The sequence below is a fragment of the Paenibacillus sp. JCM 10914 genome, assembly GCF_001315105.1.
GTDB lineage: Bacteria > Bacillota > Bacilli > Paenibacillales > Paenibacillaceae > Paenibacillus_AQ.
In genome coordinates, this window is sequence record NZ_BAZR01000006.1 from 37,152 (window position 1) to 61,791 (window position 24,640).

Sequence of the window (24,640 nt, forward strand, 5' to 3'; positions counted from 1 at the left end):
GGGAGGAATATTATGAAGCAGTACATTATCCGGAGGCTGCTGCAGATTATCCCGACGATGATCGGGATATCGATTCTCATTTTTGCGATATCTGCCATGGTACCAGGTGATTACATCACAGCGGTGGACAACCCGACGATGTCTGCAGAGAAAGCAGCTCAGCTTCGGGAAATTTATGGTTTGGACAAGCCTGTCGTAGAGCGTTATTTTACATGGCTTGGTAATATGGTTACAGGTAATCTTGGTGATTCCCTGGTTCATAAACAACCGGTTACGACGGTTATCGGGAATTATGTATGGAATTCATTTATGGTTGCATTCTTTGCCCTGATATTCAGTTGGATTATCGCTGTATTCACGGGTGTTTTTTCAGCTAAGTTTCAGTATTCCTTGTTTGACAAGCTAATGACGTTATTCGTATTTTTATGTATGTCATTGCCATCATTCTTTATCGGACTTCTTCTTATCAAATTCTTAGCGTTGGATCTTGGTTGGTTCCCGGTCGGCGGGATGGTCACATCCGGTCTTAACGGAAGCACATGGGATCAACTAGTTGATATTGCTTGGCATATGTTCTTGCCAGTGCTTGTGTTGACTATGTTAAGCACAGGAAGCCTAACACGTTATTTCCGTACCAGTATGCTGGAAGTAATCCGTCAGGATTATATTCGTACGGCACGGGCTAAAGGTTTGAAGGAACGCACAGTCATATTTAAGCATGCGCTTCGGAATGCGCTTTTGCCTGCGATTACACTGATGGGATTTGAACTGCCTGCTTTGTTTAGTGGTGCGATCATCCTGGAGAAGATTTTTATCTGGCCAGGTGTAGGTCAAATCTATCTGGAATCGATTAGTATGCGCGATTATCCGTACATGCTCGGTTTCACAGTGTTTCTGGCTATCTTAACGTTATTAGGTAATGTGCTGTCTGATGTTCTATATGGAACAGCAGACCCAAGAATTCGCTTGAAGTAGGAGGAGATTGATTTGTCCGCTGAGGCTGCACCATTAAAATCGAATGTACCAGCTCCAGTTAAGCAGCCGGATTCTCCGTGGAGAATAGCGATTCGTCGCTTCTCTCGAAACCGACTTGCCGTCATTGGACTGTTTATTATTGTATTCATGTTTCTGTTGTGTTTTATTGGTCCTTTATTTTCTCCATACAGCATGTATGACTATAGTGCAAAGGATAAGAACCTTGCGCCGAGCGCTAAGTATTGGCTAGGAACGGATAAGGTAGGACGTGATGTCTTGCTGCGAGTCATGCTGGCAGGACGGATATCTCTTACGGTAGGACTCGTAGCCACTGGGATAACTGTCATCGTCGGGGCAACTTTGGGAGCGCTAGCTGGATTTTACCGTAGATGGGTAGATACACTCATCATGCGTGTTGCTGACATTTTCATGGCATTGCCAACACTTCCTATCCTGATTATTCTCGGGGCTGTCTTATCGGATCTAAAAGTGACGCCACAAGATCGAATATACTTCCTCATGTTAATTATCGGTCTATTGGGCTGGAGCGGTTTGTCCCGTCTTGTACGCTCGCAGATCCTGACCCTACGCGAACAGGAGTTTATCCAGCTACGGAAGCCCTCGGATTAAAGGATCGTCGTAAGATCTTCCGTCATTTGCTCCCCAATACAATTCCTATTATTATCGTATCGGCTACGCTCGGGGTTGCTGGGACTATTATATTGGAATCTTCATTAAGCTTCCTTGGTCTAGGTGTTGTGCCACCAACACCATCCTGGGGCAATATGATCGGAGCGGCTAATAGCTTGATTGATTTCCGCAAACGACCGTGGGTGTGGATACCACCAGGCATGTGTATTCTTATAACCGTTATTGCAATCAATCTGATCGGTGATGGACTTCGCGATGCACTTGACCCGAAAATGAAGAAGTAGGAGAGGCGATTATGGCTAAAGAACTAGTTGAATTCCGCAATTTAAAAACGCATTTTCAAACCTCCGCAGGCACCGTAAAAGCCGTCGACGATGTCAGCTTCAAGATTCGTGAAGGCGAGACGCTGTGCGTGGTTGGCGAATCGGGTTGCGGTAAAAGTGTGACGGCAATGTCACTGATGCGTTTGATCGACGTACCTCCAGTCGGAGGGGAGATTTTGTTCGAAGGCAAAGATCTATTGAAGTTAAATAAACGGGATATGAGCTTGATTCGCGGTAATGATATCGCGATGATCTTTCAGGAGCCAATGTCTTCTCTTAACCCGGTACTGACCATTGGGGAGCAGATCGTGGAACCGATTATGCTGCATCAGTTGGTTAACCGTAAAGAAGCGAAGCAGCGTGCAATCGAGCTGATTACGCTGGTAGGTATCCCACGTGCAGAGAAGATTTATGATTCATATCCGCATGAGCTTAGTGGCGGTATGCGTCAACGGATCATGATCGCGATTGCACTCAGCTGTAATCCGAGATTGTTGATTGCCGATGAACCGACTACGGCCCTTGATGTAACGATTCAAGCACAGATTCTCGATCTGATGCGCGATATTAAGGAGAAATTCAATACGTCCATCATGTTGATTACGCATGATCTGGGTGTAGTGGCTGAAATGGCTGATTATGTTGTAGTTATGTATGCGGGTAAGGTCATTGAAGAAGCGCCTGTTATTGAACTCTTTAAACAACCAAAACATCCATATACGAAGGGATTGCTCAAGGCGAAACCTGTCATTAACCAAAAACAAGAGCGTCTCTATTCGATTCCAGGTCAGGTTCCGAATCCAGTAGATCTTGGTGATAACTGTCATTTCCATGATCGCTGTGAATTCTGCATGCAGATCTGTAGAGAAAAAACACCTCCACTCAGCACAGATCCGAATGGTCATAAGATCGCTTGCTGGTTGTATGAAGAGGAGGGGAAAGCATAATGACAGAAGCACTCTTGGAGATTGATAATCTCAAAAAATATTTCCCGATTACCGGCGGCGTCTTCCAGCGGACGGTCGGTAATGTTAGAGCAGTAGATGGTGTCAGCTTCACTATTAACAAAGGTGAATCCTTTGGATTGGTAGGCGAATCCGGCTGCGGTAAGAGTACGATTGGTCGTACCATTCTCCGTCTCCTGGAGAAGACGGAAGGTAAAGTTATCTTTAATGGGCAAGACATTCATGCTTTGCCTAAAGAGAAAATGCGTGCCTTGCGTCCTAAAATGCAAATCGTATTTCAGGATCCATACAGCTCGCTCAACCCAAGAATCAAGGTGGGCGAGGCGATTGGCGAGGCGCTTATTGACCACGGGTTGGTTAATCGCAGAGAGTTAAAAGAGAGAGTCATCGAAACGCTGAAGATTTGCGGCCTTGCTGCTTATCACTATGATCGTTATCCGCATGAATTCGTCCGGGGGGCAACGCCAACGGATTGGCATCGCGCGCGCCCTCATCTTGAATCCCGATTTCATCGTTGCCGATGAGCCGGTATCAGCGCTTGATGTATCGATCCAGGCGCAGATCATTAACTTGCTCAGCGATCTTCAACGTGAGAAACAGTTGACGTACTTGTTCATCTCCCATGATCTCAGTGTTGTCGAACATTTGTGCAACCGAATTGGGGTTATGTATCTGGGATCGATGGTGGAGTTGGCAAGTAAGGAAGAGTTATTCCGTAACCCGCTGCATCCATACACGAAGGCTTTGCTGTCAGCCGTTCCTGTACCAGATCCGACGCTTAAGCGCGATCGTATCGTGCTTAAAGGCGATATTCCAAGCCCGGCGAACCCACCGTCTGGATGTAAATTCCATACTCGCTGCCCGATTGCCTCCGATCTGTGCAAGCAGCAAGTGCCGGAATATCGTGATGCAGGTAATAACCACTTCGTGGCTTGTCATTACGCTTAATAGTATGACTCTGCAAGAACAGGTCTTCTGACAATTATTTATTACTATATATAGAAGAATAGCAAAATTCAAAAAGGGCTTCCTCCGTCTATAGACGGAATGGGAAGTCCTTTTTAGGTCTGAAATGTATTACGAGTTTGGTTTACATCATTTTCCTGTGATGAAATTTAGAAAAATTGCAGACCAAAGCCCTCTTTCATCCGTCTATATATATGTGGAGGGTAAATCTATGAAAAAACGGTGGCTTTGGATCGTAATCATTATAATCGTTCTTATCCCGATAGCAGCCATGATCAGCGGCTATGGGGAACGTGCCGGGTTTAAACCCAGAGTTGAGGCAAAAGCAGTCGTCCTGATGGATATGTCCACCGGACGTATTTTGTACAGCCAAAATGGTGACGTACCGCTTCCCCCGGCAGGTATGGCCAAGCTGATGACGGAACTGGTCATCCTGGACGATATTAAATCCGGACTTCGAACATGGGACGATGAAGTCCAAATTACTGGCCTAGCTAGCAAGACAACAGGTGCTAAGTTGGCTCTGAAGCATGGGGAAGTCTTTACTGTCCGCGAATTATTTCAGAGTATGGCGGTGTATAACACGAATGATGCAAGCGTAGCATTAGCTGAGCATTTTGCTGGTTCAGAGGAAGCGTTTGTCCGCAAGATGAACGATAAAGCGCGGAAGATTGGCTTATCGGATCAATCGCGATTCGTGAATACTACAGGAGTAGATAACAAGTCATCTAGTCTGTGGCCGCTTGGCGTACCAACCGATATGGAAACCGTTATGACGGCTGAGGATATAGCTAAACTGACGGCCCATCTGATTACAAACCACCCTGATATATTAAGTATGTCCAGTAAGACACAAATGAAATTAAGTGGAAGAAATTTATATTTAAGCAATACGAATTGGATGCTTTCTACCCTTGGCGGGCCATACTCTTATGAGGGTACAGATGGCTTGAAGACCGGATATAGCGCGAATGCTGGTTATTGTTTTACCGGTACGGCAGAGCAGCAAGGAACAAGATTGATTGCAGTCATAATGGGTACGGAGTCGTGAGAAGCTAGGTTTGAAGAGGCACGTAAATTGTTCGACTACGGATTTGCCAAGACATTAACATGGAAGGAGCGGCTGGACAACTGGTTTATTCAATCAGGTACAGCCGCTGTGCTCTCATTTCATCGAAATCATAAGTATTGATGGTAACTGCCTAAATTGGTAGATTTATAGATCCGGTCCCGCAGTTCACATAACACAAGAATTTAGTTTACAATAGATCATGTGCTGTATTTCGTCTCTAAGTTAAAAGTGAGTCAACGGGCAAGCATCCCGTTTAATAAGGAAAGGAGGGTGAGCCTAATCGATCAGGGTCTCTAAGAGCCCTTTCTCAATCTGACTTATCCCATCATTTATTATATAATAAAGAAGGAATTGAACTCATGAAGAGGAAATCAATATATATTACACTTGCTATTGTTTTATTGCTGGGATCATCTGCGTACTTGTTCAGAACGCAACTGGCTATTGTGGCATTTGATCTGTTTATGGCTAAGGACGTGGAAGAATCTTTGCAGCACTCGTATAAGCCGCTGCAAAGTGACAAGACACCTGAGCCTGTCGTAATGCAGAGCGAGCCTTTCTCCGTCATGCTGCTCGGAAGCGACCAGCGGGACCAGGAGGCTGCTCGTTCCGATACATTGATTTATGCCGTAGTTCGTCCCATGGAGTCTAAGGTTCTGTTGATCTCCGTACCGAGGGATACGTATGTGGACATTATCGGGCGTGACAGAAAAGATAAGATTAATCATGCGTTTGCCTTTGGTGGTCACCAGATGGCCAAGGATACGATGGAGGCGTTCTTTGACGAGGAGATCGACTACTATGCTTCCATTAACTTTGAAGGCTTGAAGAATGTTGTAGATGCAATGGGCGGCGTAGAACTTCCGATTGGTAAAGACATTGTCAACAAAGGAAGAGACCATGAAAAGTTTACAGTTGAAGCTAACAAACCGATTTATAGCGGTGAGGAAGCCTTGAATTACGTGCGTTACCGCGAGGATAGCGATTTTAACCGGGCGAAGCGGCAACAGGTATTTCTTGATGCAGCGGCGAAGCGTCTGAAATCTTTGGATCAAATCGGCAAGGTGCCTGAATTGATCCAAATCATGGGTGACAATTTCCAAACCGACATGCAGCCCAAATTCATCATTGATCTAGCGAAGCAGATGTTGACCGGAGGCAAGGTTGACATGACGAGTTTCACGATCATGGGTGAAGGAATGCGTATTGGTGGGGTCTACTATAATGACCCCGATATGGAAGACGTAGAGGAAGCTCGAAATCTGATTGACAGTTGGATGGATCCCAACACAAAAGCTGCTGAACTGTTACAGCCTGTAGATGCAGAGAAACAGAAGTTGAAATAAGGTCCTCCACTGTCATCAGCACGTATGATCCAAGTTCGGTTAACGTATGTATGAGTAAAGGATAGGGGAATAGGGGTAACCTGCATACCTGAATTAGACGAGAAAAGGTTACTTTACATGACTTGCTGCTAGGAAGTCATAAGGAGGATAAGGCAATATGAATATCGCTTTTTTTCTGTTACCGAAACAGGAAGTGATTTGTTTGACACTGGAATCAACCTTGAGGCAGACACTGGAGCGTATGGAATATCATCGGTTTACGGCTGTGCCTGTACTGGATAAGAACGGAGAATATGCCGGGACAGTCACAGAAGGGGATCTTTTGTGGCATATGAAGAACTCCGAAGGTAAGATTACGTTTGAGAATGCTTCGAAATTTCTGCTGAAGGATGTTCCTTTCCGGATGGATATCAAGCCGGTATCGATTGATGCTCGAATGGAGGATCTCATTAATTTAGCGAAGGTCCAGAACTTTGTGCCCGTCGTTGATGATATGAATCGTTTTATCGGAATTGTGCGCAGGAGTCTCATTATTGAATATTGTGAACGGTTTGTCTCCAAGGAAACGATGGAGTCCCAAGGAGCTTCCTAGAATTCAAGCGTACGATAAGAATAATGGTATGAAAGACGAAAGTAACGAGGGTGTGGACGGCGCTGAGGCGTAGGTACCACGCCCTATTTTTTATAAAAGGATTCAGGGGAGTTGGAATAAGCATTCTCGATTTGGAGTACAAAGAGAAGGTATGATTGTTTTCTACCTGATCCGGCCAAGGGACGGCGCATGGGGCCTTTGTGTGAGTGGCTTTTTTTTATGCTATAATGGAGAATAAAGCTGTTTTCAGGGAGAGATGGATATGCCAAATATGCCGAAGGACTTGGATGTAGCTAAACGAGCTAAAGTGATCGAATGGCTAAAAACCGAAGTAATCGATAATGTATCCCGGTTATTTAAAGCTCTATGGGAAGGCAGCACTACGAAGGTTGGAGACAGCTTGGTCAGCCTGATGATGAGCTCCTACATATTGGGTCGTAGGCTCGGTTTGACCTATCGGGATTTGGATGATCTCTTGCTCGAGAAATTGAAAAAGCATAAGCAGGAAGGACATCAGCTGGAGGATTGGTACCAGGATATTTCCGCGCTTGAAGAACATTTGCGTAAGAGGTGAACCTATTGAAACTGCGTTGGACAACAGCAGCATGGAGTATCGTATATCTGCTTCTGCTGCTATCATTACAGACCGTTTTCTCGATCGTAACGGCATTTTTACTGGTTCTGCCGGTGGCGATACTATTTACGGCTTTGAATACCAAATCATTCATTGCACATGTGGCTCCTGTATGGTTGATTGCATTGCTGATTAGCCCCATCTACTTGATATTCGCCATTTATTTCGCGATACCGGGTATTGTTATGGGATATTTGTACCGGAAGAGAAGGGCGGCGATGCAGGTACTGAAGTATGGTATCGCTACCATGCTGGCGGAGATGCTCTTGCTCCTGCTGATCAGTACGGCCTTCTTCCAGTTGAACCTCTCGGATTACGTTGATGAGATCGTTCAGATTACGACAGCGCCATTGATCGAAATGGGGATCGAAAATGGTGTGGGCGGCCAGCTGCTGGGAACCGAAATTGATACACAACTCATTAAGGATCAGACGATGCGGATGGTTCCGTTCGCGATGATCATGAGTGCGCTGTTAATGACGGTAGTCACACATGCACTGGCACGCCCGACACTGAATAGCTTGGGGTTGTCAGTGCCTAAGCTTAAACCCGCCAGGGAGTGGAGAATGCCCCGTTCACTGATCTGGTATTACTTGCTGATCTTCTTCCTCAGTATCGCTACAATGGATTCAGACAATTATTTTATGAACATGGTTGTGGCCAACGGCATGCCGTTGCTGCAGATTTGCTTCATGATTCAAGCACTTGGATTCTTCTATTTCCTGGCATATGAGCGGAAGTGGCATCCGATTATACCGCTCTTGACGGCTATTCCGATCGTGCTGTTCCCACCCGCTTTGATTATCGGTATCTTGGATCTGGCGTTTCCGCTTCGTCAGGCGTTTAGCAAAAACAAGAGATAAGGTGATGAGTCATGCCTAAATTTTTGCAGAAACGCTGGCACGGCTATCATACCGTCTGGGCGTTTGCATTGGTGCTGCTACTCGTTATTTTCCTATCGTTCTATAATACGTGGCTGGGTTTAGTTGGCTTGCTGCTTGCTATCATCGGCGGTTACGTGATGCTGAAGGCCGAAATGAAGTTTCGGCGTGAGCTGGTCGATTATATCGGCGATTTAACTTTTCGTATCCAGCGCGTAGAAGGCGAGGCGGTTAGTGTCTTGCCCTTCGGCATTGTTTTGTATAGCGAAGATAAGACGGTGGAGTGGCACAATCAATTCATGATTCATATGTTTCCTGATCAGACGCTGGTCGGCGTCTCGCTGCAGGAACTGTTCCCGCAGATTGCGGCCGTGATGCGGGAGCAACTGGACAAGAAGGATAACAAAGAACAGAAAGATCCAGATGAGAGTGCTCTAGGTGAAATACGGCTCGAGATTTCGCATGAGGATAAGTTCTATGGTGCGACCATCATCCCCGAAGAACGATTGATTTATCTGGATGAAATCACTGAGCTGGTTATCCTGCGCCAACGCTATGAGGACGAACGACTTGCCTTAGGCATTATTATGATGGATAACATGGATGAAGCGTCGCAAGGAATGGACGATCAACAGCGTACCGCCTTAATTGCCAAAGTAACGAGCGAGATTACGGATTGGGCACGGGAATATAACGTCTATCTGCGCAGACTCTCCTCAGATCGATACCTAATGATGTTAAATCAACGATCGCTCGATATGTTGGAGAACAGCCGGTTTCTTATTCTGGATGAAGTACGCGAGATGACCGCCGATTTGAAGGTGCCATTGACGCTTAGTGTAGGTCTAGCCTCAGGCTCTGATGATATTACGGAGCTTGGACAACTGGCGCAGTCCAGTCTGGATATGGCGCTTGGACGAGGTGGGGATCAGGCAGCGGTGAAGGCAGGCCAGCGCTTGTCCTTTTACGGGGGCAAGTCGAATGCCGTAGAGAAGCGCACGCGAGTAAGAGCTCGTGTAATCTCTCACGCCCTTCGTGATCTGATGCAAGAAAGTGATCATGTGATCGTGATGGGGCACAAGCAACCCGACATGGACGTTATCGGAGCATCCATTGGTATCTTGAAGGCAGCGCAGATGTATAAGGTCGATGCTTATATCGTGACGGAGGGGCTTAACCCATCAATCTCGCGCATAATGGAGGAAGTCCGTAAGGATGAAGCCATCATGAGTCGGTTCATCTCGACCGAGCAAGCGATGCAGATGATGACAGAACACACGTTGCTTGTGGTCGTGGATACGCACAAGGCTTCAATGACGATGGAGCCAAGACTAGTGCAGCGGGCCAGCCGCGTGGTTGTAATGGATCATCATCGGCGGGGCGAAGAGTTCATCAATGATGCGGTGCTTATCTATCTGGAGCCGTATGCATCCTCCACCTGCGAATTAGTGACCGAGGTGTTGCAGTACATTCATGAGCGCGTAACCCTAACACCGGTCGAGGCAACGGCATTGCTTGCCGGAATCACGGTGGATACGAAGCATTTTGCACTTCATACTGGGTCGAGAACCTTTGAAGCAGCAGGCTCCTACGACGCCACGGTGCGGATACCACGATGATTCAACGGGTACTCAAGGAGGATCTGACAGAATTTATAGCGAAGGCAGAAATCGTGAAACATGCTAGAATGGTATATGACCATATCGCGCTGGCGGTATCGAAGAGTGCAGGGCCCATACCGCAGCTGTTAATTGCCCAGGTGGCGGATATGCTGCTCAATATGACGGATGTGCAGGCCTCCTTTGTCATCAGTGAACGTACGGATGGCAAGATTGGAATCAGCGCTCGTTCGATGGGCAAGATGAATGTTCAGGTGATTATGGAACGTCTCGGGGGAGGCGGACATTTGACGAATGCCGCGGTACAGCTGGACACTTCGCTTGAAGAAGCGGAGAAACAGCTGATGGATGTACTGGCGGACATCAAAGCGAAAGAGGGGTTGTTCGAATGAAAGTGATTTTCATTAAAGATATGAAGGGCCAAGGCAAGAAGGGTGATGTGAAGGAAGTATCCGAAGGGTATGCTACGAATTTTCTGATTCCGCGCGGCGTGGCTCGTCCGGCAACAGATGGAAATATGAAGAACCTGGAGCAGCAGCAGGCCTCAGAGCAGAAACGCAAGGAGCAAGAGAAGGAAGAGGCACAGGCGCTAGGTAAGAAGCTGGAAGAGATGACGATTGTGTTAAAAGCCAAGTCCGGAGAGGGTGGCCGCTTGTTCGGCGCGATTACGAGCAAACAGATCGCCGAGGCGCTGGCTGGACAGAAGATCAAGATTGATAAACGTAAAATCGAACTCAGCGATCCAATCCGGAGCCTGGGCGTGACGCAAGTTCCCGTGAAGCTGCACCCTGACGTCAAGGCGACGCTCAAGGTTCAAATTACGGAGGAGTAATATGGGAGGAGAACTCTATTTCGATCGGGTCCCCCCTCAGAATCTGGAGGCAGAGCAGGCAGTGCTTGGTGCCATTCTGCTGCATAGTGAAGCGCTGATCACGGCGATGGAGCGGGTACAGTCCGAGGACTTCTATGACAAGACGCATCAGATCATTTATGAAGTGATGGTGCAGCTTGGAGAAGGCAATCAACCGATCGATCTGGTGACCCTCACTTCTCTGCTTCAGGATAAAGGACAGCTGGAGGAGATAGGCGGTGTCAGTTATTTAGCGAAGTTGGCACACGCGGTTCCGACGGCAGCCAATGTTGATTATTACGCCCAGATCATTGAAGAGAAGTCGATGCTCCGGCGCTTGATACGCACGGCCACTCAGATCGTTAGCGAAGGATATACCGGCGGCGAGGACGTATCCGGCATGCTAAGCGAAGCGGAGCGTCGAATCCTTGAAATATCAAACCGCCGCACAGGCAGCGGATTTATCGCCATTCGGGATGTCCTGATGGAGGTGTTCGAGAAGGTTGAGGTGCTCCATCAGAACCGGGGCAACACGACAGGTATACCGTCTGGCTTCGCGGATCTGGATAAAATGACAAGCGGATTCCAACGTAACGACCTCATCATCGTGGCTGCTCGTCCTTCGGTTGGTAAGACGGCGTTCGCTCTGAATATCGCTCAGAATGTGGCGATAAGAGCTAAAGAGACGGTGGCCATCTTCAGTCTGGAGATGTCAGCACCGCAGCTTGTTCAGCGGATGATCTGTGCAGAGGCTAACTTGGACGCAGGCGTGATGCGTAACGGTGATTTCAAGGGCGATGAGGATTGGTCCAAGCTGACGATGGGCATCGCCGCTTTGTCCGAAGCGGAAATCTACATTGACGATACACCGGGTGTGACCGTTGCCGATATTCGCGCGAAGTGCCGCCGACTCAAGAAAGAGAAGGGGCTGGGGATGATTCTGATCGATTACCTGCAGCTCATTCACGGACGTGGCAAGGCTGGCGAGAACCGGCAGCAGGAAGTATCCGAAATATCCAGAACGCTGAAGCAGATTGCCAGGGAGCTGGAGGTTCCGGTTATCGCACTATCTCAGTTGAGCCGGGGCGTCGAGCAGCGGCAGGACAAGCGTCCGATGATGAGTGACCTGCGGGAATCGGGGTCCATCGAGCAGGATGCGGATATCGTAGCCTTCTTGTACCGTGACGATTATTATAATCAGGAGACGGAGAAGAAGAATATTATCGAGATCATTATCGCGAAACAGCGTAACGGGCCGGTAGGCACAGTGGAACTCGTCTTTCTCAAGAATTTCAATAAATTCGTGAACTATGAGCGGACGCATGCGGATGCGTTTGCCGCCGGATAGCGCTGTGTATAGGGAATGATCGATAGTATACCTGCCCTCTACTGTCAGTTATCGTGATTGTTCATTCAATCCTCGACATAAAGGGCAACAACCTCATATTCTTGTCCTAATTCCGAACAATCATACATTGCTGTGTATGATTGTTCGTTTTTATATTTGACTTTGAAAAAGCGGGCTGTTACACTGATATTGCTGCTTTAATGCAGTGAGGTCATCATACATGTTAGATATGAAAGTTGATTTTATCGGTGTTTCTTGAAATATTAGGGGTATCACAGCCCGAGCGGAGGAATGAATATGTCAACGGTAGTCGTTGTGGGGACACAATGGGGAGACGAAGGGAAAGGGAAGATCACGGATTATTTGGCGGAGAGCGCTGACGTGGTAGCCCGTTACCAAGGCGGCAACAATGCTGGCCACACCATTCTGATTGACGGTAAAAAATTCAAGCTGAGCTTGATTCCATCCGGAGTCTTTTATAAAGATAAAACATGTGTCATCGGGAACGGTATGGTCGTAAACCCGGCTGCACTTATAGAAGAGATAAATTACATTCACGATAACGGATTCAGCACAGATAATCTGGTCATTAGCGATCGCGCACATGTCATCATGCCATACCATATGGTCCTTGACGCTCTGGAAGAAGATCGCAAAGGTCCGAACAAAATCGGCACGACACGCAAAGGGATCGGCCCTTGTTATATGGACAAAGCGGCACGTAACGGTATCCGGATCTCAGACCTGATGGATGCTGAGGAGTTTGAACTGAGACTGCGTCAAATGGTGCAAGAAAAGAATGTCGTGATCACGCAGGTATATGGCGGGGAGGAACTGGATGTTGAAGAGATTCTGACACAGTATCTGGAATACGCTGAGTTCATCCGCCCTTACGTTCGGGATACGTCCGTCGTGCTAAACGATGCGATTGATGAGAACCAGAAAGTGTTGTTCGAAGGCGCGCAAGGCGTCATGCTGGATATTGACCAAGGTACGTATCCGTTCGTAACGTCCTCGAACCCGTCAGCTGGTGGTGTTTGCATCGGGTCCGGTGTCGGTCCGTCCAAAATTCAGCAGGTGATTGGCGTGGCCAAATCGTACACGACTCGCGTGGGCGATGGTCCATTCCCAACCGAGCTGAACAATGAGATCGGAGATTATATCCGCGAAAAAGGACATGAGTATGGTACGGTTACCGGCCGTGCCCGCCGTGTAGGCTGGTTCGATAGCGTCGTGGTACGACATGCGCGCCGGGTGAGCGGAATTACCGGTTTGTCGCTGAACTCGCTTGACGTACTGAGTGGCCTTGAGACCGTGAAGATCTGTACCGCATATAAATTCCGCGGCGAAGAGATCACGCACTATCCTGCGAGTCTGAAGATGCTGGCAGAATGCGAAGCGATTTATGAAGAGATGCCAGGCTGGAGCGAAGATATCACAGGCGCGAAGACGCTCGAGGAACTGCCGGAGAATACGCGTCGTTACGTTGAGCGTGTGTCCGAGTTGACGGGGATTCCGATCGCCATCTTCTCCGTAGGCCGCAACCGGGAACAGACAAATCAAGTGCTTCCGATCTATGAGAAATAACATGACTTAAAGAAGAGCGGCAATCCCTCTGTTGATACAGATTGGATTGCCGCTCTTTGTGTGTCCAGCGTTGCCATTTACAATAGGATCGGCTTCGGCTGTTCGGATATCTTCCCGTCTTCGATATAAATAATGCGATCGCACAGATCCAGCATGCGCTTGTCATGCGTGACCATGATCGCGGCTTTTTGACGGAGCTTCACCTCATCCGCCAGCATCTGAACAACGGTTCGGCCACGCTCGGAGTCCAGGCTGGCCGTAGGCTCGTCCGTGAGAATGAGCTCCGGATCGTTCATCCATGCCCTGGCGATAGCTACGCGCTGGCGCTCACCGCCGGAGAGACTCTCAGGATAGTAGTGTCTTCGGTGAGTGAGGCCGAGCCGTTGCAGCAGGTTGTTCGCACGTAGCTTTGGCTCATTCCCATGCTGTCCTGCAAGCTTGGCGATGAGCAGCAGTTGATCCCTGACGGTTAGATAAGGGATGAGATTCGCAGACTGAAATACAAATCCGATATGGTTGAGGCGCAGGGCGTTCATTTTTTTGGCGGACAATTTCGTCACCTCCTGTTCCCCCATCCAGATGCGTCCGCTCGTTGGTGTGAGCAGGGCACCTGCAATCGAGAGAAACGTGCTTTTGCCCGATCCGGAAGGGCCTACGACCGCTACGAATTCGCCGCTTTTAATTTCCAGGGAAATGTTGCTGAGCACCTGGACGGACATATCACCATCCCCGAACTTCTTGCTGACTTGATCGATTAATAATTTGGATGTCTTCATCATGCAGCCCTCCCAATTGCTTCGATGGCATCGATCTTCATGACCCGATAGAGCGACAACAACGACCCGAGCAGAGATACCGCCAAGAATAACAATGAACAAAGCAGCACGACCGATGGCGTGAGCGTAAAAGGAACGACTCCTGCTAACAGGAACGATACGCCGTAAGTCAGCCCAATGCTGATCGCAAGGTGGTCAGGGTTAACAGTAGCACTTGGACTATCATGCTACGAACCAGATAGCCTGTACCTGCGCCAATGGCCTTGAGCACGCCGAACTGATTGACTTTTTGAATGGTAATGACGTAAAAGAATACCGCAAGCACAAATGCCGCAATGATGAACAGAAACACGATCATCATGGTTAAAGAGCCCTGTTCTTCCTTAAAGCCAGGAATCCCTTGTAAGGCTTCGTTTGTCGTCATGATCTCAATTCCGTCAATTTCTTGTGCCAAGGTCATGATGGTATCAGATTTACCGGTAAGAGCAATAGCATTCCACACGTTGCCTTGTTGTGCTCCGCCTGGCTGTAGCGCCTTCCATCCCTCAAAATTAATATGGATCACCGGTGCGTGACTGAAGGATTGCCCGCCCGTAAAAGCTTGTATGGTGAATGCAGCCCCGGTCGCTTGATCCACAACCCGGTCACCTAGGCGCAAACCCGCATCCTTCAGGGAACGATCGACCATCGCTTGCTCACGATGATCGTTATCGATCATCGTTCCTTCCACGACCGGAGGGGCGAGCATACTATTCATATCGATTGCAAAAAAAGCAGCATCAAACTTGGCAGTCGAACCTTCCTGAGTCAAGGTATTCATATGGACACCAAGCGGAGTGGCTTGTTCTACGCCGGGATGTCCCGATACGTCGTGCCATACTTCCTCTGTCAGGATCGACCGATTAATCCGGTGCTCCGATTCTGCTTGCAGTACGAGATAATCGGCCTTCATATTCTGAATGGAAGAAGCGTTGTCTGACGAGAGACCTTGAGCCAGTCCGGTTACAAACAGCACCAGCCAGGCAATCAGCATCATGATGAAGCCGATCAGCAGGTAGCGCAGCTTTGCATGTTGAAGTTCGCGTAATGCAAGAAACATGTTCCTCATCTCCATTCCTGTATCGCGTTGTATCCCACATGTGATTCGTGTACACAGGATCAGTATAGGAATGGAATATGAACAGAGCATGAACGTAACGTGAGGGGCTACAGAATAGGCAGGAACACGCGGAAGGTTGTCCCTTGTCCGGTTTGGCTGCGCACCTCAATCCGGCCCCCGTGCAGCTTCACGATTTTCTCCGTAATGGAAAGTCCAAGTCCACTGCTGCCCTCTGAGCGGTCTCTGGCTGGATCTACCCGGTAGAACCGATTAAAGATAAGCGGCAAATGCGCTTGGGATATCCCAATCCCGGTATCGGAAACTTCGATGCAGCATTGCTGCATATCCGTTGTGGTGATTCTCAGCGAGATCACGCCCTCCGCCTCGGTATACTTAATGCTGTTGGTGATCAGATTGGTCCATACCTGATGGAGCAGATGCTGGTCGCCATAGATGTAGGTCGACGGCAGAGACATATCGATCGTCAGGTCCTTGCTGCGCCAGCTCCATTCCGTATGCAAGAGCACTTGCTTGATCTGATCAGCCACATCGAATGTCGTCTTCTCCAGAATGTTCTCTTCTTTATCCAGCGAGGCGAGCATCAGCAGCTGTTTGCTAAGTCCTGACATGCGGCGGCTCTCCGCCTCGATAATGGACAGATAGTGCTGTTGTTGTTCCTCACTCAGTTGCTGGGACTGCAAGGTCTGGGAGAAGCCCTGGATGGAAGCGAGCGGGGACTGAATCTCATGCGATACATTCGATACAAACTCTTGTCGCATCTGCTCCAATTGTTCTAATCCCTTCGTCATTTGGGAAAAATGGTCGGCCAGCTGCCCAATCTCATCACGTCTTGTAATATCGAGATCTACCTGATAACGCCCACGCGCGACACTTTGGGTGGCTTCCGTTAATTTCACGATCGGTTTCACGATATAGCGCGTAATAATCCCCACCAGCAGAATGCTGAGCAGGATGGAGATGGCCATAATAATGGTGAAGAATATTCGCATTTCGCCGAACTGGACGGTGATATCAGGCCGCATGAACAGGGCGTGATTTGTCCCTTCTACCTGAAGCGGGATTCCGATGGAGTTACTCAACACATTGTCGAAGAAACCCGTGATGAACAGCTTCGGTGGAACCGAAGCAATTCCGTGATAGATCGTGCCGTCCAGCACTTCCCGCACTATGTCTGAGGACAGGTCGCGCTCGCGAAAAATACCGCCATACATCCATTCTTTGCCGGCGTCGTTGATGAGATAGAATTGATATCCCAGTTGTCCAACATGATCGAGATATTCATGAAGATCCATACCGGGATGCGTGGTGTAAAAGTTGCCGATATCTGTGGCCATCGTCGTGACCTTCTCGTCATTGAAGGGCTTCAGGCTAAAGTGATAATACATATTGGAGATCACAAAGGCGATCACGCTGCTAATGACCATAATGGCGATCGTCGTAATGACGATGCGGGAGTAAAGGGTTCTCACAGCGAAGCCGCCTCCAATTTGTACCCGACACCCCGAATGGTACGGATCTGAAAATCCCCACTGCGATCGGCGAATCGTTCCCGAAGTCGCTTAATATGCACGTCCACGGTTCGATCATCTCCGTCGAAATCGGAGCCCCAGATCAGCTGTATCAATTCCTCCCTGGAGAAGGTGCGATCCGGATAGCTGGCTAGCTGTGAGAGCAACTCAAATTCCTTCATCGGCAGCATGAGCACCTTGCCGTGACCAAGTACTTCATAACTTTTGCGATCGATGGTCGTTTCGTTCAGATGAATTTTATCGGCACTGACCATCTGATAACGGCGCAGCAGCGCTTTGATTCGGAACAACAGCTCTTTGGGCTCAAAAGGCTTGGTGAGATAGTCGTCTGTGCCTACGGCAAACCCTCTTTCCTTGTCAACGAGTTGATCCTTGGCAGTCAGCATAATCACAGGAACATCGTAATATCGTCGTATTTCTTCACATAACTGATAACCGTCTTTATTAGGCATCATCACATCTACCACGGCTAAATGTATCTGTTCACGCGCCAGACAGGTAGAAGCCTGCATGCCGTCTGAAGCGGTGTACACCGTAAAGCCTTCGGTCTGGAGATGATATTGCAGCAGTTCCCGGATATGGGCGTCATCATCGGCGATTAAGATATGAATCATATGCTAGAATAGGCCTCCTTTGGACAGAGCGTTATAGATGATTATATATGTATCATACATAGACCCTAGCGGTCGACAGTCTTTATTCGGTTCGAGCCTAGTGTGGCCGATTCGCAACATATTCATGAAAATATTAAAAATCGGTAGAAAAATGGATCAAGCGAGGTTGAAGCGATCACGAGGCGTCAATACTGGAAGGAGAAAGCATCATGATCATGTCATTTCAAAGCATGCATGAGGAAGGAGGAGCGGCACGATGAAGCTGATGAAATCGCTGCTCAAGATCAGTCTGACAGCGGTACTCGTGAGTACGTTGACAATCGTAACCACAGGCGTTGTGGTGAATGCGTATATCCAGTCCATTCTAGCCAGTTTTAATATTCAGTTGGAGACGCAAATGGGCGTAGGTGGGATTATGAAATCGATGTTTGGCATGGGAAATGCGCCGGATACAGAAGCCAATCCACCAGAGGGACTTGACTCGAAGCCGCTGAGGGATGTAACTACGGAAGATGAAGCGAATTCGCCTCAAGGGGCTGAGGAGAAGTCTAGTCCATCGGAACCGCCGGATGACTCGTTGCCGGTAATGGGAAGTGTGAACACGGATGATTCGGAGGGTGCTTCGCTAGAGGATCAAGCGATCGTGATGACACCAAGCGATATCGTAGATCGAAAAGGAAGCTTGTCTCTGGAGGACAAGGAGGAAATCTTCACGATATTGATGAACAAGCTCCCCCAGACCGAGATGCAGAAGATATCGGAGGCGATGGAAGACGGTCTTACCGCAGCGGAGCTGGCAGAGATTGAGCAAGGGATATCCAATTACTTGAATCCGGATGAATTTGATAAGCTGATTACAATGTTGAAGGAATAAAGCCAGCGCGGACAAGGTCGGCAAATGTCACTGTTTTGTCACTTAAGTTGATTTGAAAATAATTGGGAAAAATGATCAAACCCGTGCGTGGCGCGGGTTTTTCGCTGTTCTCGTATACTTGAAATGATTGTAATGGCTATGTTAAAGTAGACGAAGATCGAAAAGGTTAAAATTTTGATACCTTTTGACAAGTGATGTCATATTCAAGGCTATGTCAGGATGTCAGATAGAGATATATCTTACATACGCACAACGGCTTAAAGGAGAGAGACATGAAAGGTTTCAAGGGAATACGTTGGATCGAGCGTGTCTTGCGGAAACAAGAGACGAACCGTTCCGACCACAACAACACAGACACAGAGTCAGCCATGTCGACTGTACCGGAGAAGCGAGGGTGGAAGTCACCGCGTAGATGGATATGGATTTCGGCAGGGGCAGTACTCCTAGCGGGTTCGGTATATACGGGCAGTAAAGCTTATGTGAATGCTAATACGCTTCCGTTCTATCATGTATATGTTAATGGCGAAGTGATCGGCGCGATTCAGGATGATGCCGAGCTGGACCAATTGTTTGCAGATAAGCAAAGGTCGTATCAAGAGAAGTACCCGGATGTTTATATGGTATTGCATACGGATGGAATCACGACAAAAGCAGATCGCACCTATAAGCCGGATGTAGACAGTGAAGAGACACTGCAGAAGCTGGATGGCATGCTGAAAGCTTATGCCCGAGGCGTCGAACTGAAGGTGAATGACGAGACCGTGGCGATCGTGAAGGACAAGCAGACCGCCAAAGAAGCGGTAGCGGCTGCGAAGTTAAAATATGCACCAGCTGGCATTGAAATACAACAAGAGAAAATGCAGAAGGTCGCTTTCACCCAAGTCTCTGCTTCGGCCTCGGACCAAGGGAAGGAACAGGAAGACTCGTCTGCTTCTGTTCAGATTAAGGAAAACATTTCGCTGGCGAATACGAAGGCTGACCCGAACCGCGTGCTTGGCGTGGAGGAAGCCGTTGCGCTGCTTACGGGCACGAAGGATAAGCCCGTTGTGTATACGGTCCAGTCCGGAGACACGATCTCTTCCATTGCTCAGCGATTCGGCATGACCTCTGCGGATGTTACGGCACTTAACCCCGAGCTGGAGGAAAAATATGTCCAGATCGGGTCGGAGCTCCAGGTTACGAAGCCAGAAGCTCCCCTGACGGTCCGAACCGTCGAGACGGTGGAGGAGAAGCAGCCGAGCAAAGCGGAGACGATCGTTCGTAAGAGCGATGAGCTGCCTTTGGGTAAGCGCAAGGTCGTCAGGCCGGGCCGCGATGGCGTCAAGACCGTAAGTTATGTTGTAACGAAAGAGAATGGTCAAGTTATTTCGAAACAGTGGACTGGACAAGAAGTTATTCAAGAGTCTCTGCCTGAGGTTGTGTATAAAGGAACGAAGGTAGCGCGTAAAGCTGCACCGAAAGTGACGGCTTCAACCTCTTCCAGCAGTAGCCAATTTGCTTGGCCTGTCAGTGGGGCGCGTGTAACCAGCACCTTCGGGCATCGTTGGGGGCGCAGCCACGAAGGGATCGATCTGGTAGGGGGCAGCACGATTAAAGCATCGGCCGCTGGCCGCGTTGTATTTGCCGGTCAACAGAATGGATACGGCAAGGTAGTCATTATCGACCATGGCAACGGATATCGCACCTTATACGGGCATATGAGCAAGATTTCCGTGAGCAACGGACAATCGGTAAGCCAAGGATCCAAAGTCGGCGTCATGGGCAGCACGGGTCGTTCGACCGGAGTCCATCTGCACTTCGAAGTGCAAAAATGGAGTTGCGCAAAATCCGATGAAATATCTGTAGTTGTGTGTTATACTAGGTAAACCAATGCGACATAAGCCATTATTGGTTCATATATCATAATAGTGAAGATGGCCGCTCCTTAACGGGAGCGGCCATCTTTGCGTCATCAAGCGGTGTGGCGGTGGGTATGTACTTGGCATCAGGTGTGGTAAAATGGGAGAAAGACCGTTCAAGTGAAGGTATGAGGTGAGAAGGAAGATGCAGGGAACCATTCTGGTGGTGGATGACGAACAGCCCATCGCCGATATTTTAAAGTTTAATTTGGAGAAAGAGGGCTATGAGGTCATCTGTGCTTTTGACGGTATCAGTGCGGTAGAGATTGCTCTGGCGAAGCGTCCGGATCTGATGCTGCTCGATTTGATGCTGCCCGGCAAGGACGGAATGGACGTATGCGTGATGTGCGCGCAGCCAAACTGCAAATCCCGATCATCATGCTGACGGCGAAGGACGGAGAGATCGATAAGGTACTCGGGCTTGAACTCGGCGCGGACGATTATGTGACGAAGCCTTTCAGTACCAGGGAATTGTTGGCACGCGTGAAGGCACAAATGCGTAGACAGCAGAAGCCCGACAGCTCGGTAAATAACACAGACGGCACAAATACAGACGGACAAGGCCTGAGGCTGTTCGATCTGTTTATCGATACGGACATGTATATGGTGTATAAAGGCGGAGAAGCACTGGACCTCACGCATCGTGAATACGAGCTGGTCTATTATTTGGCGCGCAATGCCGGCAAAGTAATGACCCGCGAGCATTTATTGCAGGCTGTATGGGGATTCGAATACTTTGGCGATGTGCGCACGGTGGATGTGACGATCCGTCGATTGCGTGAGAAGATTGAAGAGAATCCGAGTAAGCCGGAATATATTCTGACTCGGCGTGGCCTGGGCTACCTGATGCGCAGCGCGAAAAACGGGGGCCTGTAATGCAGTGGCTGTCCTTCTTCCGTACTATTCAGGCGAAGGTCATCATTATTTATGTGCTGCTGATCTTGATCGCGATGCAGCTGATCGGGGTGTATTTTGTCAGTGCGATGAAGAACTCGCTCACGAGCAACTTTACGAAGGATCTGCAAGAGCGGGCCGAGCTGATGTCCGTGTTGGCTGCCAAGACGCTCGGTGGAGAGAATGACACGGAGGAAGATCCGGACGAAAGTCTGCGAATTATGGTGAACAACCTGTTCAGTCTGAACGGTGCCGAGATTCAAGTGCTGGATTCCACAGGACGAGTGCGGACGACTTCACTTCCGTCCCATGCCGATTATGTTGGCACGAAGAATACTCAGACGGTCGTTAGCCGCGCTTTGCAGGGCATACAGGACAATGAGGAATATATCATCGATGATGACAATGTTCGTAAGAAGGTCGTGGCCAAGCCGGTGATGTACAACGAGAAGATCGTCGGTGCGATTTATATCGTAGCCAGCATGAGTGAGCTGTATAGCACGATGCAGCGGATTAACAATATTTTCATATCCGGGATACTCTTGGCGCTGGGATTGACCGCGGTGCTGGGCGTTATTCTGTCCCATACGATCACGCATCCGATCAAGGAACTGACCAAGCATGCGCGCGCAGTGGCCGATGGCCGCTTCACGGAGAAGACACCGGTCTTTGGCAGTGACGAGATTGGGCAATTAAGCCAGGCTTTTAATTATATGACCAGTCGGCTCCGAGAAGCACTCGCTCAGAATGAGGAGGAGAAGGAGAAGCTCGCTTCCATCCTAACGAATATGAGTGATGGTGTGATTGCTACGGATGAAGCGGGACGCGTCATTCTGATGAACCGGCGTGCCGGGGAGATGCTTGGCGTAGAAGGAGAAGAGCTGGCAGGACGCGATATCGGGTCCTTGCTCGGCATGGAACATGCGGAGTCCGAAGCGTTAGCTCGTGGGGAGGGAACCGACGCCAAACTGCTCGAGATTGTGCCACGTGAGGGTGGCGATCCATTCATGGTAAGGGTAACCTTCACGCCGATTCATCGAAGAGAGATTGGGATCACGGGTACAATTGCGGTACTGCAGGATGTCACGGAGCAAGAGAAGCTGGACGCCTCGCGACGGGAGTTCGTGGCGAACGTGTCGCACGAGCTTCGCACACCTCTCACAACAATCAAGAGCTATACGGAGGCGTTGGAAGACGGGGCGCTGGAGGACAAACAGATGGGTCCACGGTTCGTGGGCGTCATTCAGAATGAGACGGGGCGGATGATCCGGCTCGTTACCGATCTGCTGCATCTTTCTAGACTGGACTCCCGTGAAGCCGCTCTGCATAAGGAACCGACAGACATCGTGGAGATGCTGGAGGATGTCGAGGACCGCTTCTCCTTCCAAATGAAGCAGAAGCATATCCGTACCATTATTGAGGTCAAGTCAGGTGTATCCACGGCGATGCTGGATCGCGACGGCATTGATCAGGTACTGGATAATCTGATCTCCAACGCGCTGAAGTATACGCAAGATGGAGGCACGATTGCGATGGAAGCGGCTATGACGGAGGACGGTATGCTATCCCTGGTTGTCAAAGATAGTGGTATCGGAATTCCGAAGAAGGATTTGGACCGCATATTTGAGCGTTTCTACCGGGTAGATAAAGCAAGGACAAGGAATTTGGGCGGAACGGGACTGGGGCTTTCCATTGCCCGGGAAATCGTACGTGCGCACGGAGGTTCCATCACCCTGCAGTCTGAGCTGGAAAAAGGTACGGTCGTCACCTTCACCTTACCCTTGGACGATGAAGGGAGGACAACCGCATGAAGGAGCGTCTCAAAACGTTCACATTGCTCGTGCTTGTCGTGAGCAGCTTGCTGCAAAGTTATGTCCTTCTCTTCCGTTTTCCAGGCAGCGATTCGGTGGTCCAATCCAAGGACTCCTACATACGAACCGAGGAGATGGGGCCGGAGGAGAGAGCAGATAACTTGTTCTTTCCGGATAAGATGGTCATCCATCTTGGAGAGGATCAGCACACCGTTTTCTATCCGAATGATACGTTCTACAATCTGGTCTTCAATCGTCTCAAAGGACGTACCTTTGACAATTTTCAACGCCGAATGGTAGCTAACATTGATTGGAATAAGATTCGGGCGGAGAATCGGGGCATTGAGCTTAGCTTCCAATCGGGGATTCCGGTTACGCTGCTGCAGCGGATCATGCAGATTGTGCCTGACAGTCTGTTCGAAGGGGAACGAATCGATAAGATATGGTTTTATAGTATAGAGGGCGAATCGAAAGTTCATGTCATGTTCTTCAGTACGGAAGGTGATGTCGTCTACGAAGCCGCCCAGGCTGACTTAACGGTACAGGACGTAGACCAATTGGTTGATTTCGGGCTTAATTGGATGCCATATAAGATGGTGGAAGGCCGTTATTATGTTCCTGAGAATGAACTCAATATGATTAGCGTTGAGCTGCCTATTGGAATCTATACAACGGAGCAGATGCAGCGCAGCTTGTTCTTTGATCCGAGCATTACACGCAATATTCGGGAAAAAGACGGTTCCGAGATATATACGGACAGCAAGCGCAGCCTGCAGGTGGACCAGGGGCAGAATTGGATCAGCTACACCGATCCGGCGGCCCCGCCATCGGGTGAGAGCAACCCTGGCAAGGACGTATTGTCCGCCATCGACTTCGTAAATCAGCACGGCGGTTGGAATGGTACCTATGGTTTAAGCCGGGCGGATGAATCAGAGGATCGAACGTTAGTGAGATTCCAGCAGTATTACGGGGGATTTCCGATCTTGAATACGCCAGGCTTCCAATATGGCGTAATGGAGCTGGATCTGCAAAAAGGTACGGTCACCTCATATGAGCGTTCGCTGTTGTACCTGGAGTCGGCAGCGATGGAGAAGCAGATGATGAAACTGACGGGCGGCGAAGAGCTGGAAGCGAAGCTGGCGCTTTATGCTGAAGACGGTGCTATCCGCGGGCTGGACCCGGTTTATTTACCCGTCATTACGGAGCAAGGGCTGTTATTGAAGCCCGTCTGGGCGGTTGAGCTTCATAACGGGGCCATCGTCACAGTGGAATAATAGAATGGTGTTTATCAACATCAACCATAAGCGAAGGAGGA

17 protein-coding genes and 6 pseudogenes are annotated in these 24,640 nt (G+C 49.1%); 19 read left to right on the forward strand and 4 right to left on the reverse strand.

From position 1 onward, the window contains the following. Window positions 1-12: 12 nt before the first annotated feature. The 14 genes and pseudogenes from JCM10914_RS09865 to JCM10914_RS09925 all read left to right on the forward strand — a co-directional run bounded on the left by JCM10914_RS09865 (window position 13) and on the right by JCM10914_RS09925 (window position 13,809). Entirely contained in the window at window positions 13-975 is a 963-nt protein-coding gene (locus JCM10914_RS09865) for an ABC transporter permease (protein WP_023960213.1), read from the forward strand. A gap of 12 nt (window positions 976-987) precedes the next feature. Beyond that, a pseudogene (gene opp4C, locus JCM10914_RS09870) lies at window positions 988-1,910 on the forward strand (oligopeptide ABC transporter permease). Between the two features lie 11 nt (window positions 1,911-1,921). Further along, a complete protein-coding gene (locus JCM10914_RS09875; protein WP_023960218.1) occupies window positions 1,922-2,896 on the forward strand; it encodes an ABC transporter ATP-binding protein in 975 nt (324 codons plus the stop codon). Further along, window positions 2,896-3,862: pseudogene (locus tag JCM10914_RS09880) on the forward strand (ABC transporter ATP-binding protein). Before JCM10914_RS09875 ends, JCM10914_RS09880 begins: the two are co-directional and overlap by 1 nt. 229 nt (window positions 3,863-4,091) lie before the next feature. Next, a pseudogene (locus JCM10914_RS09885) lies at window positions 4,092-5,072 on the forward strand (D-alanyl-D-alanine carboxypeptidase family protein). Window positions 5,073-5,311: 239 nt separating this feature from the next. Next, window positions 5,312-6,298: an LCP family protein gene (locus JCM10914_RS09890; RefSeq protein ID WP_023960229.1), complete on the forward strand. Its 987-nt coding sequence runs from the start codon at window positions 5,312-5,314 to the stop codon at window positions 6,296-6,298. 157 nt (window positions 6,299-6,455) lie between these two features. Beyond that, window positions 6,456-6,890: a CBS domain-containing protein gene (locus JCM10914_RS09895; RefSeq protein WP_023960231.1), complete on the forward strand. Its 435-nt coding sequence runs from the start codon at window positions 6,456-6,458 to the stop codon at window positions 6,888-6,890. A 271-nt stretch (window positions 6,891-7,161) separates the two neighbouring features. Continuing rightward, window positions 7,162-7,464, forward strand: coding sequence for a MazG-like family protein (locus JCM10914_RS09900; RefSeq protein WP_174819218.1), 303 nt, complete (start codon window positions 7,162-7,164; stop codon window positions 7,462-7,464). Beyond that, the gene (locus JCM10914_RS09905; protein WP_231638601.1) at window positions 7,461-8,387 is read left to right on the forward strand and encodes a DUF2232 domain-containing protein; all 927 of its coding nucleotides are present in this window, start codon (window positions 7,461-7,463) and stop codon (window positions 8,385-8,387) included. Before JCM10914_RS09900 ends, JCM10914_RS09905 begins: the two co-directional genes overlap by 4 nt. An 11-nt stretch (window positions 8,388-8,398) precedes the next feature. Continuing rightward, on the forward strand, window positions 8,399-10,024 hold the full coding sequence (locus JCM10914_RS09910; RefSeq protein ID WP_023960237.1) for a DHH family phosphoesterase: 1,626 nt from the start codon (window positions 8,399-8,401) through the stop codon (window positions 10,022-10,024). Further along, window positions 10,021-10,416, forward strand: coding sequence for a DHHA1 domain-containing protein (locus JCM10914_RS31755; RefSeq protein ID WP_023960239.1), 396 nt, complete (start codon window positions 10,021-10,023; stop codon window positions 10,414-10,416). The genes JCM10914_RS09910 and JCM10914_RS31755 overlap by 4 nt, the downstream gene beginning before the upstream one ends. After that, the gene (gene rplI, locus JCM10914_RS09915) at window positions 10,413-10,856 is read left to right on the forward strand and encodes a 50S ribosomal protein L9 (RefSeq protein ID WP_023960241.1); all 444 of its coding nucleotides are present in this window, start codon (window positions 10,413-10,415) and stop codon (window positions 10,854-10,856) included. The genes JCM10914_RS31755 and rplI overlap by 4 nt, the downstream gene beginning before the upstream one ends. Before the next feature lies 1 nt (window position 10,857). After that, window positions 10,858-12,222, forward strand: a complete 1,365-nt coding sequence (gene dnaB / locus JCM10914_RS09920; protein WP_023960243.1) for a replicative DNA helicase — start codon at window positions 10,858-10,860, stop codon at window positions 12,220-12,222. Window positions 12,223-12,519: 297 nt separating this feature from the next. After that, window positions 12,520-13,809, forward strand: a complete 1,290-nt coding sequence (locus tag JCM10914_RS09925; RefSeq protein WP_023960245.1) for an adenylosuccinate synthase — start codon at window positions 12,520-12,522, stop codon at window positions 13,807-13,809. 77 nt (window positions 13,810-13,886) lie between these two features. Here the strand turns inward: JCM10914_RS09925 and JCM10914_RS09930 are convergent, their stop codons facing one another. The 4 genes and pseudogenes from JCM10914_RS09930 to JCM10914_RS09945 all read right to left on the reverse strand — a co-directional run bounded on the left by JCM10914_RS09930 (window position 13,887) and on the right by JCM10914_RS09945 (window position 17,848). Further along, entirely contained in the window at window positions 13,887-14,585 is a 699-nt protein-coding gene (locus JCM10914_RS09930; RefSeq protein WP_036717595.1) for an ABC transporter ATP-binding protein, read from the reverse strand. Beyond that, window positions 14,585-15,684 (reverse strand): annotated as a pseudogene (locus JCM10914_RS09935) (ABC transporter permease). The gene JCM10914_RS09930 and the pseudogene JCM10914_RS09935 overlap by 1 nt, the downstream one beginning before the upstream one ends. 107 nt (window positions 15,685-15,791) lie before the next feature. Further along, window positions 15,792-17,174: a cell wall metabolism sensor histidine kinase WalK gene (locus tag JCM10914_RS09940; protein WP_023960251.1), complete on the reverse strand. Its 1,383-nt coding sequence runs from the start codon at window positions 17,172-17,174 to the stop codon at window positions 15,792-15,794. Then, the gene (locus JCM10914_RS09945) at window positions 17,171-17,848 is read right to left on the reverse strand and encodes a response regulator transcription factor (protein WP_023960253.1); all 678 of its coding nucleotides are present in this window, start codon (window positions 17,846-17,848) and stop codon (window positions 17,171-17,173) included. The genes JCM10914_RS09940 and JCM10914_RS09945 overlap by 4 nt, the downstream gene beginning before the upstream one ends. Window positions 17,849-18,104: 256 nt before the next feature. On the opposite strand from JCM10914_RS09945, the gene JCM10914_RS09950 reads away from it, so the two are divergent. The 5 genes and pseudogenes from JCM10914_RS09950 to JCM10914_RS09970 all read left to right on the forward strand — a co-directional run bounded on the left by JCM10914_RS09950 (window position 18,105) and on the right by JCM10914_RS09970 (window position 24,599). Further along, on the forward strand, window positions 18,105-18,722 hold the full coding sequence (locus tag JCM10914_RS09950; RefSeq protein ID WP_023960255.1) for a hypothetical protein: 618 nt from the start codon (window positions 18,105-18,107) through the stop codon (window positions 18,720-18,722). 272 nt (window positions 18,723-18,994) lie between these two features. Further along, window positions 18,995-20,567 (forward strand): annotated as a pseudogene (locus JCM10914_RS09955) (peptidoglycan DD-metalloendopeptidase family protein). A gap of 198 nt (window positions 20,568-20,765) precedes the next feature. Next, window positions 20,766-21,496, forward strand: a pseudogene (yycF, locus tag JCM10914_RS09960) (response regulator YycF). Then, entirely contained in the window at window positions 21,496-23,325 is a 1,830-nt protein-coding gene (gene walK / locus JCM10914_RS09965) for a cell wall metabolism sensor histidine kinase WalK (RefSeq protein ID WP_023960263.1), read from the forward strand. Before yycF ends, walK begins: the two are co-directional and overlap by 1 nt. Next, entirely contained in the window at window positions 23,322-24,599 is a 1,278-nt protein-coding gene (locus JCM10914_RS09970) for a YycH family regulatory protein (protein WP_023960265.1), read from the forward strand. The genes walK and JCM10914_RS09970 overlap by 4 nt, the downstream gene beginning before the upstream one ends. Window positions 24,600-24,640 lie beyond the last annotated feature (41 nt).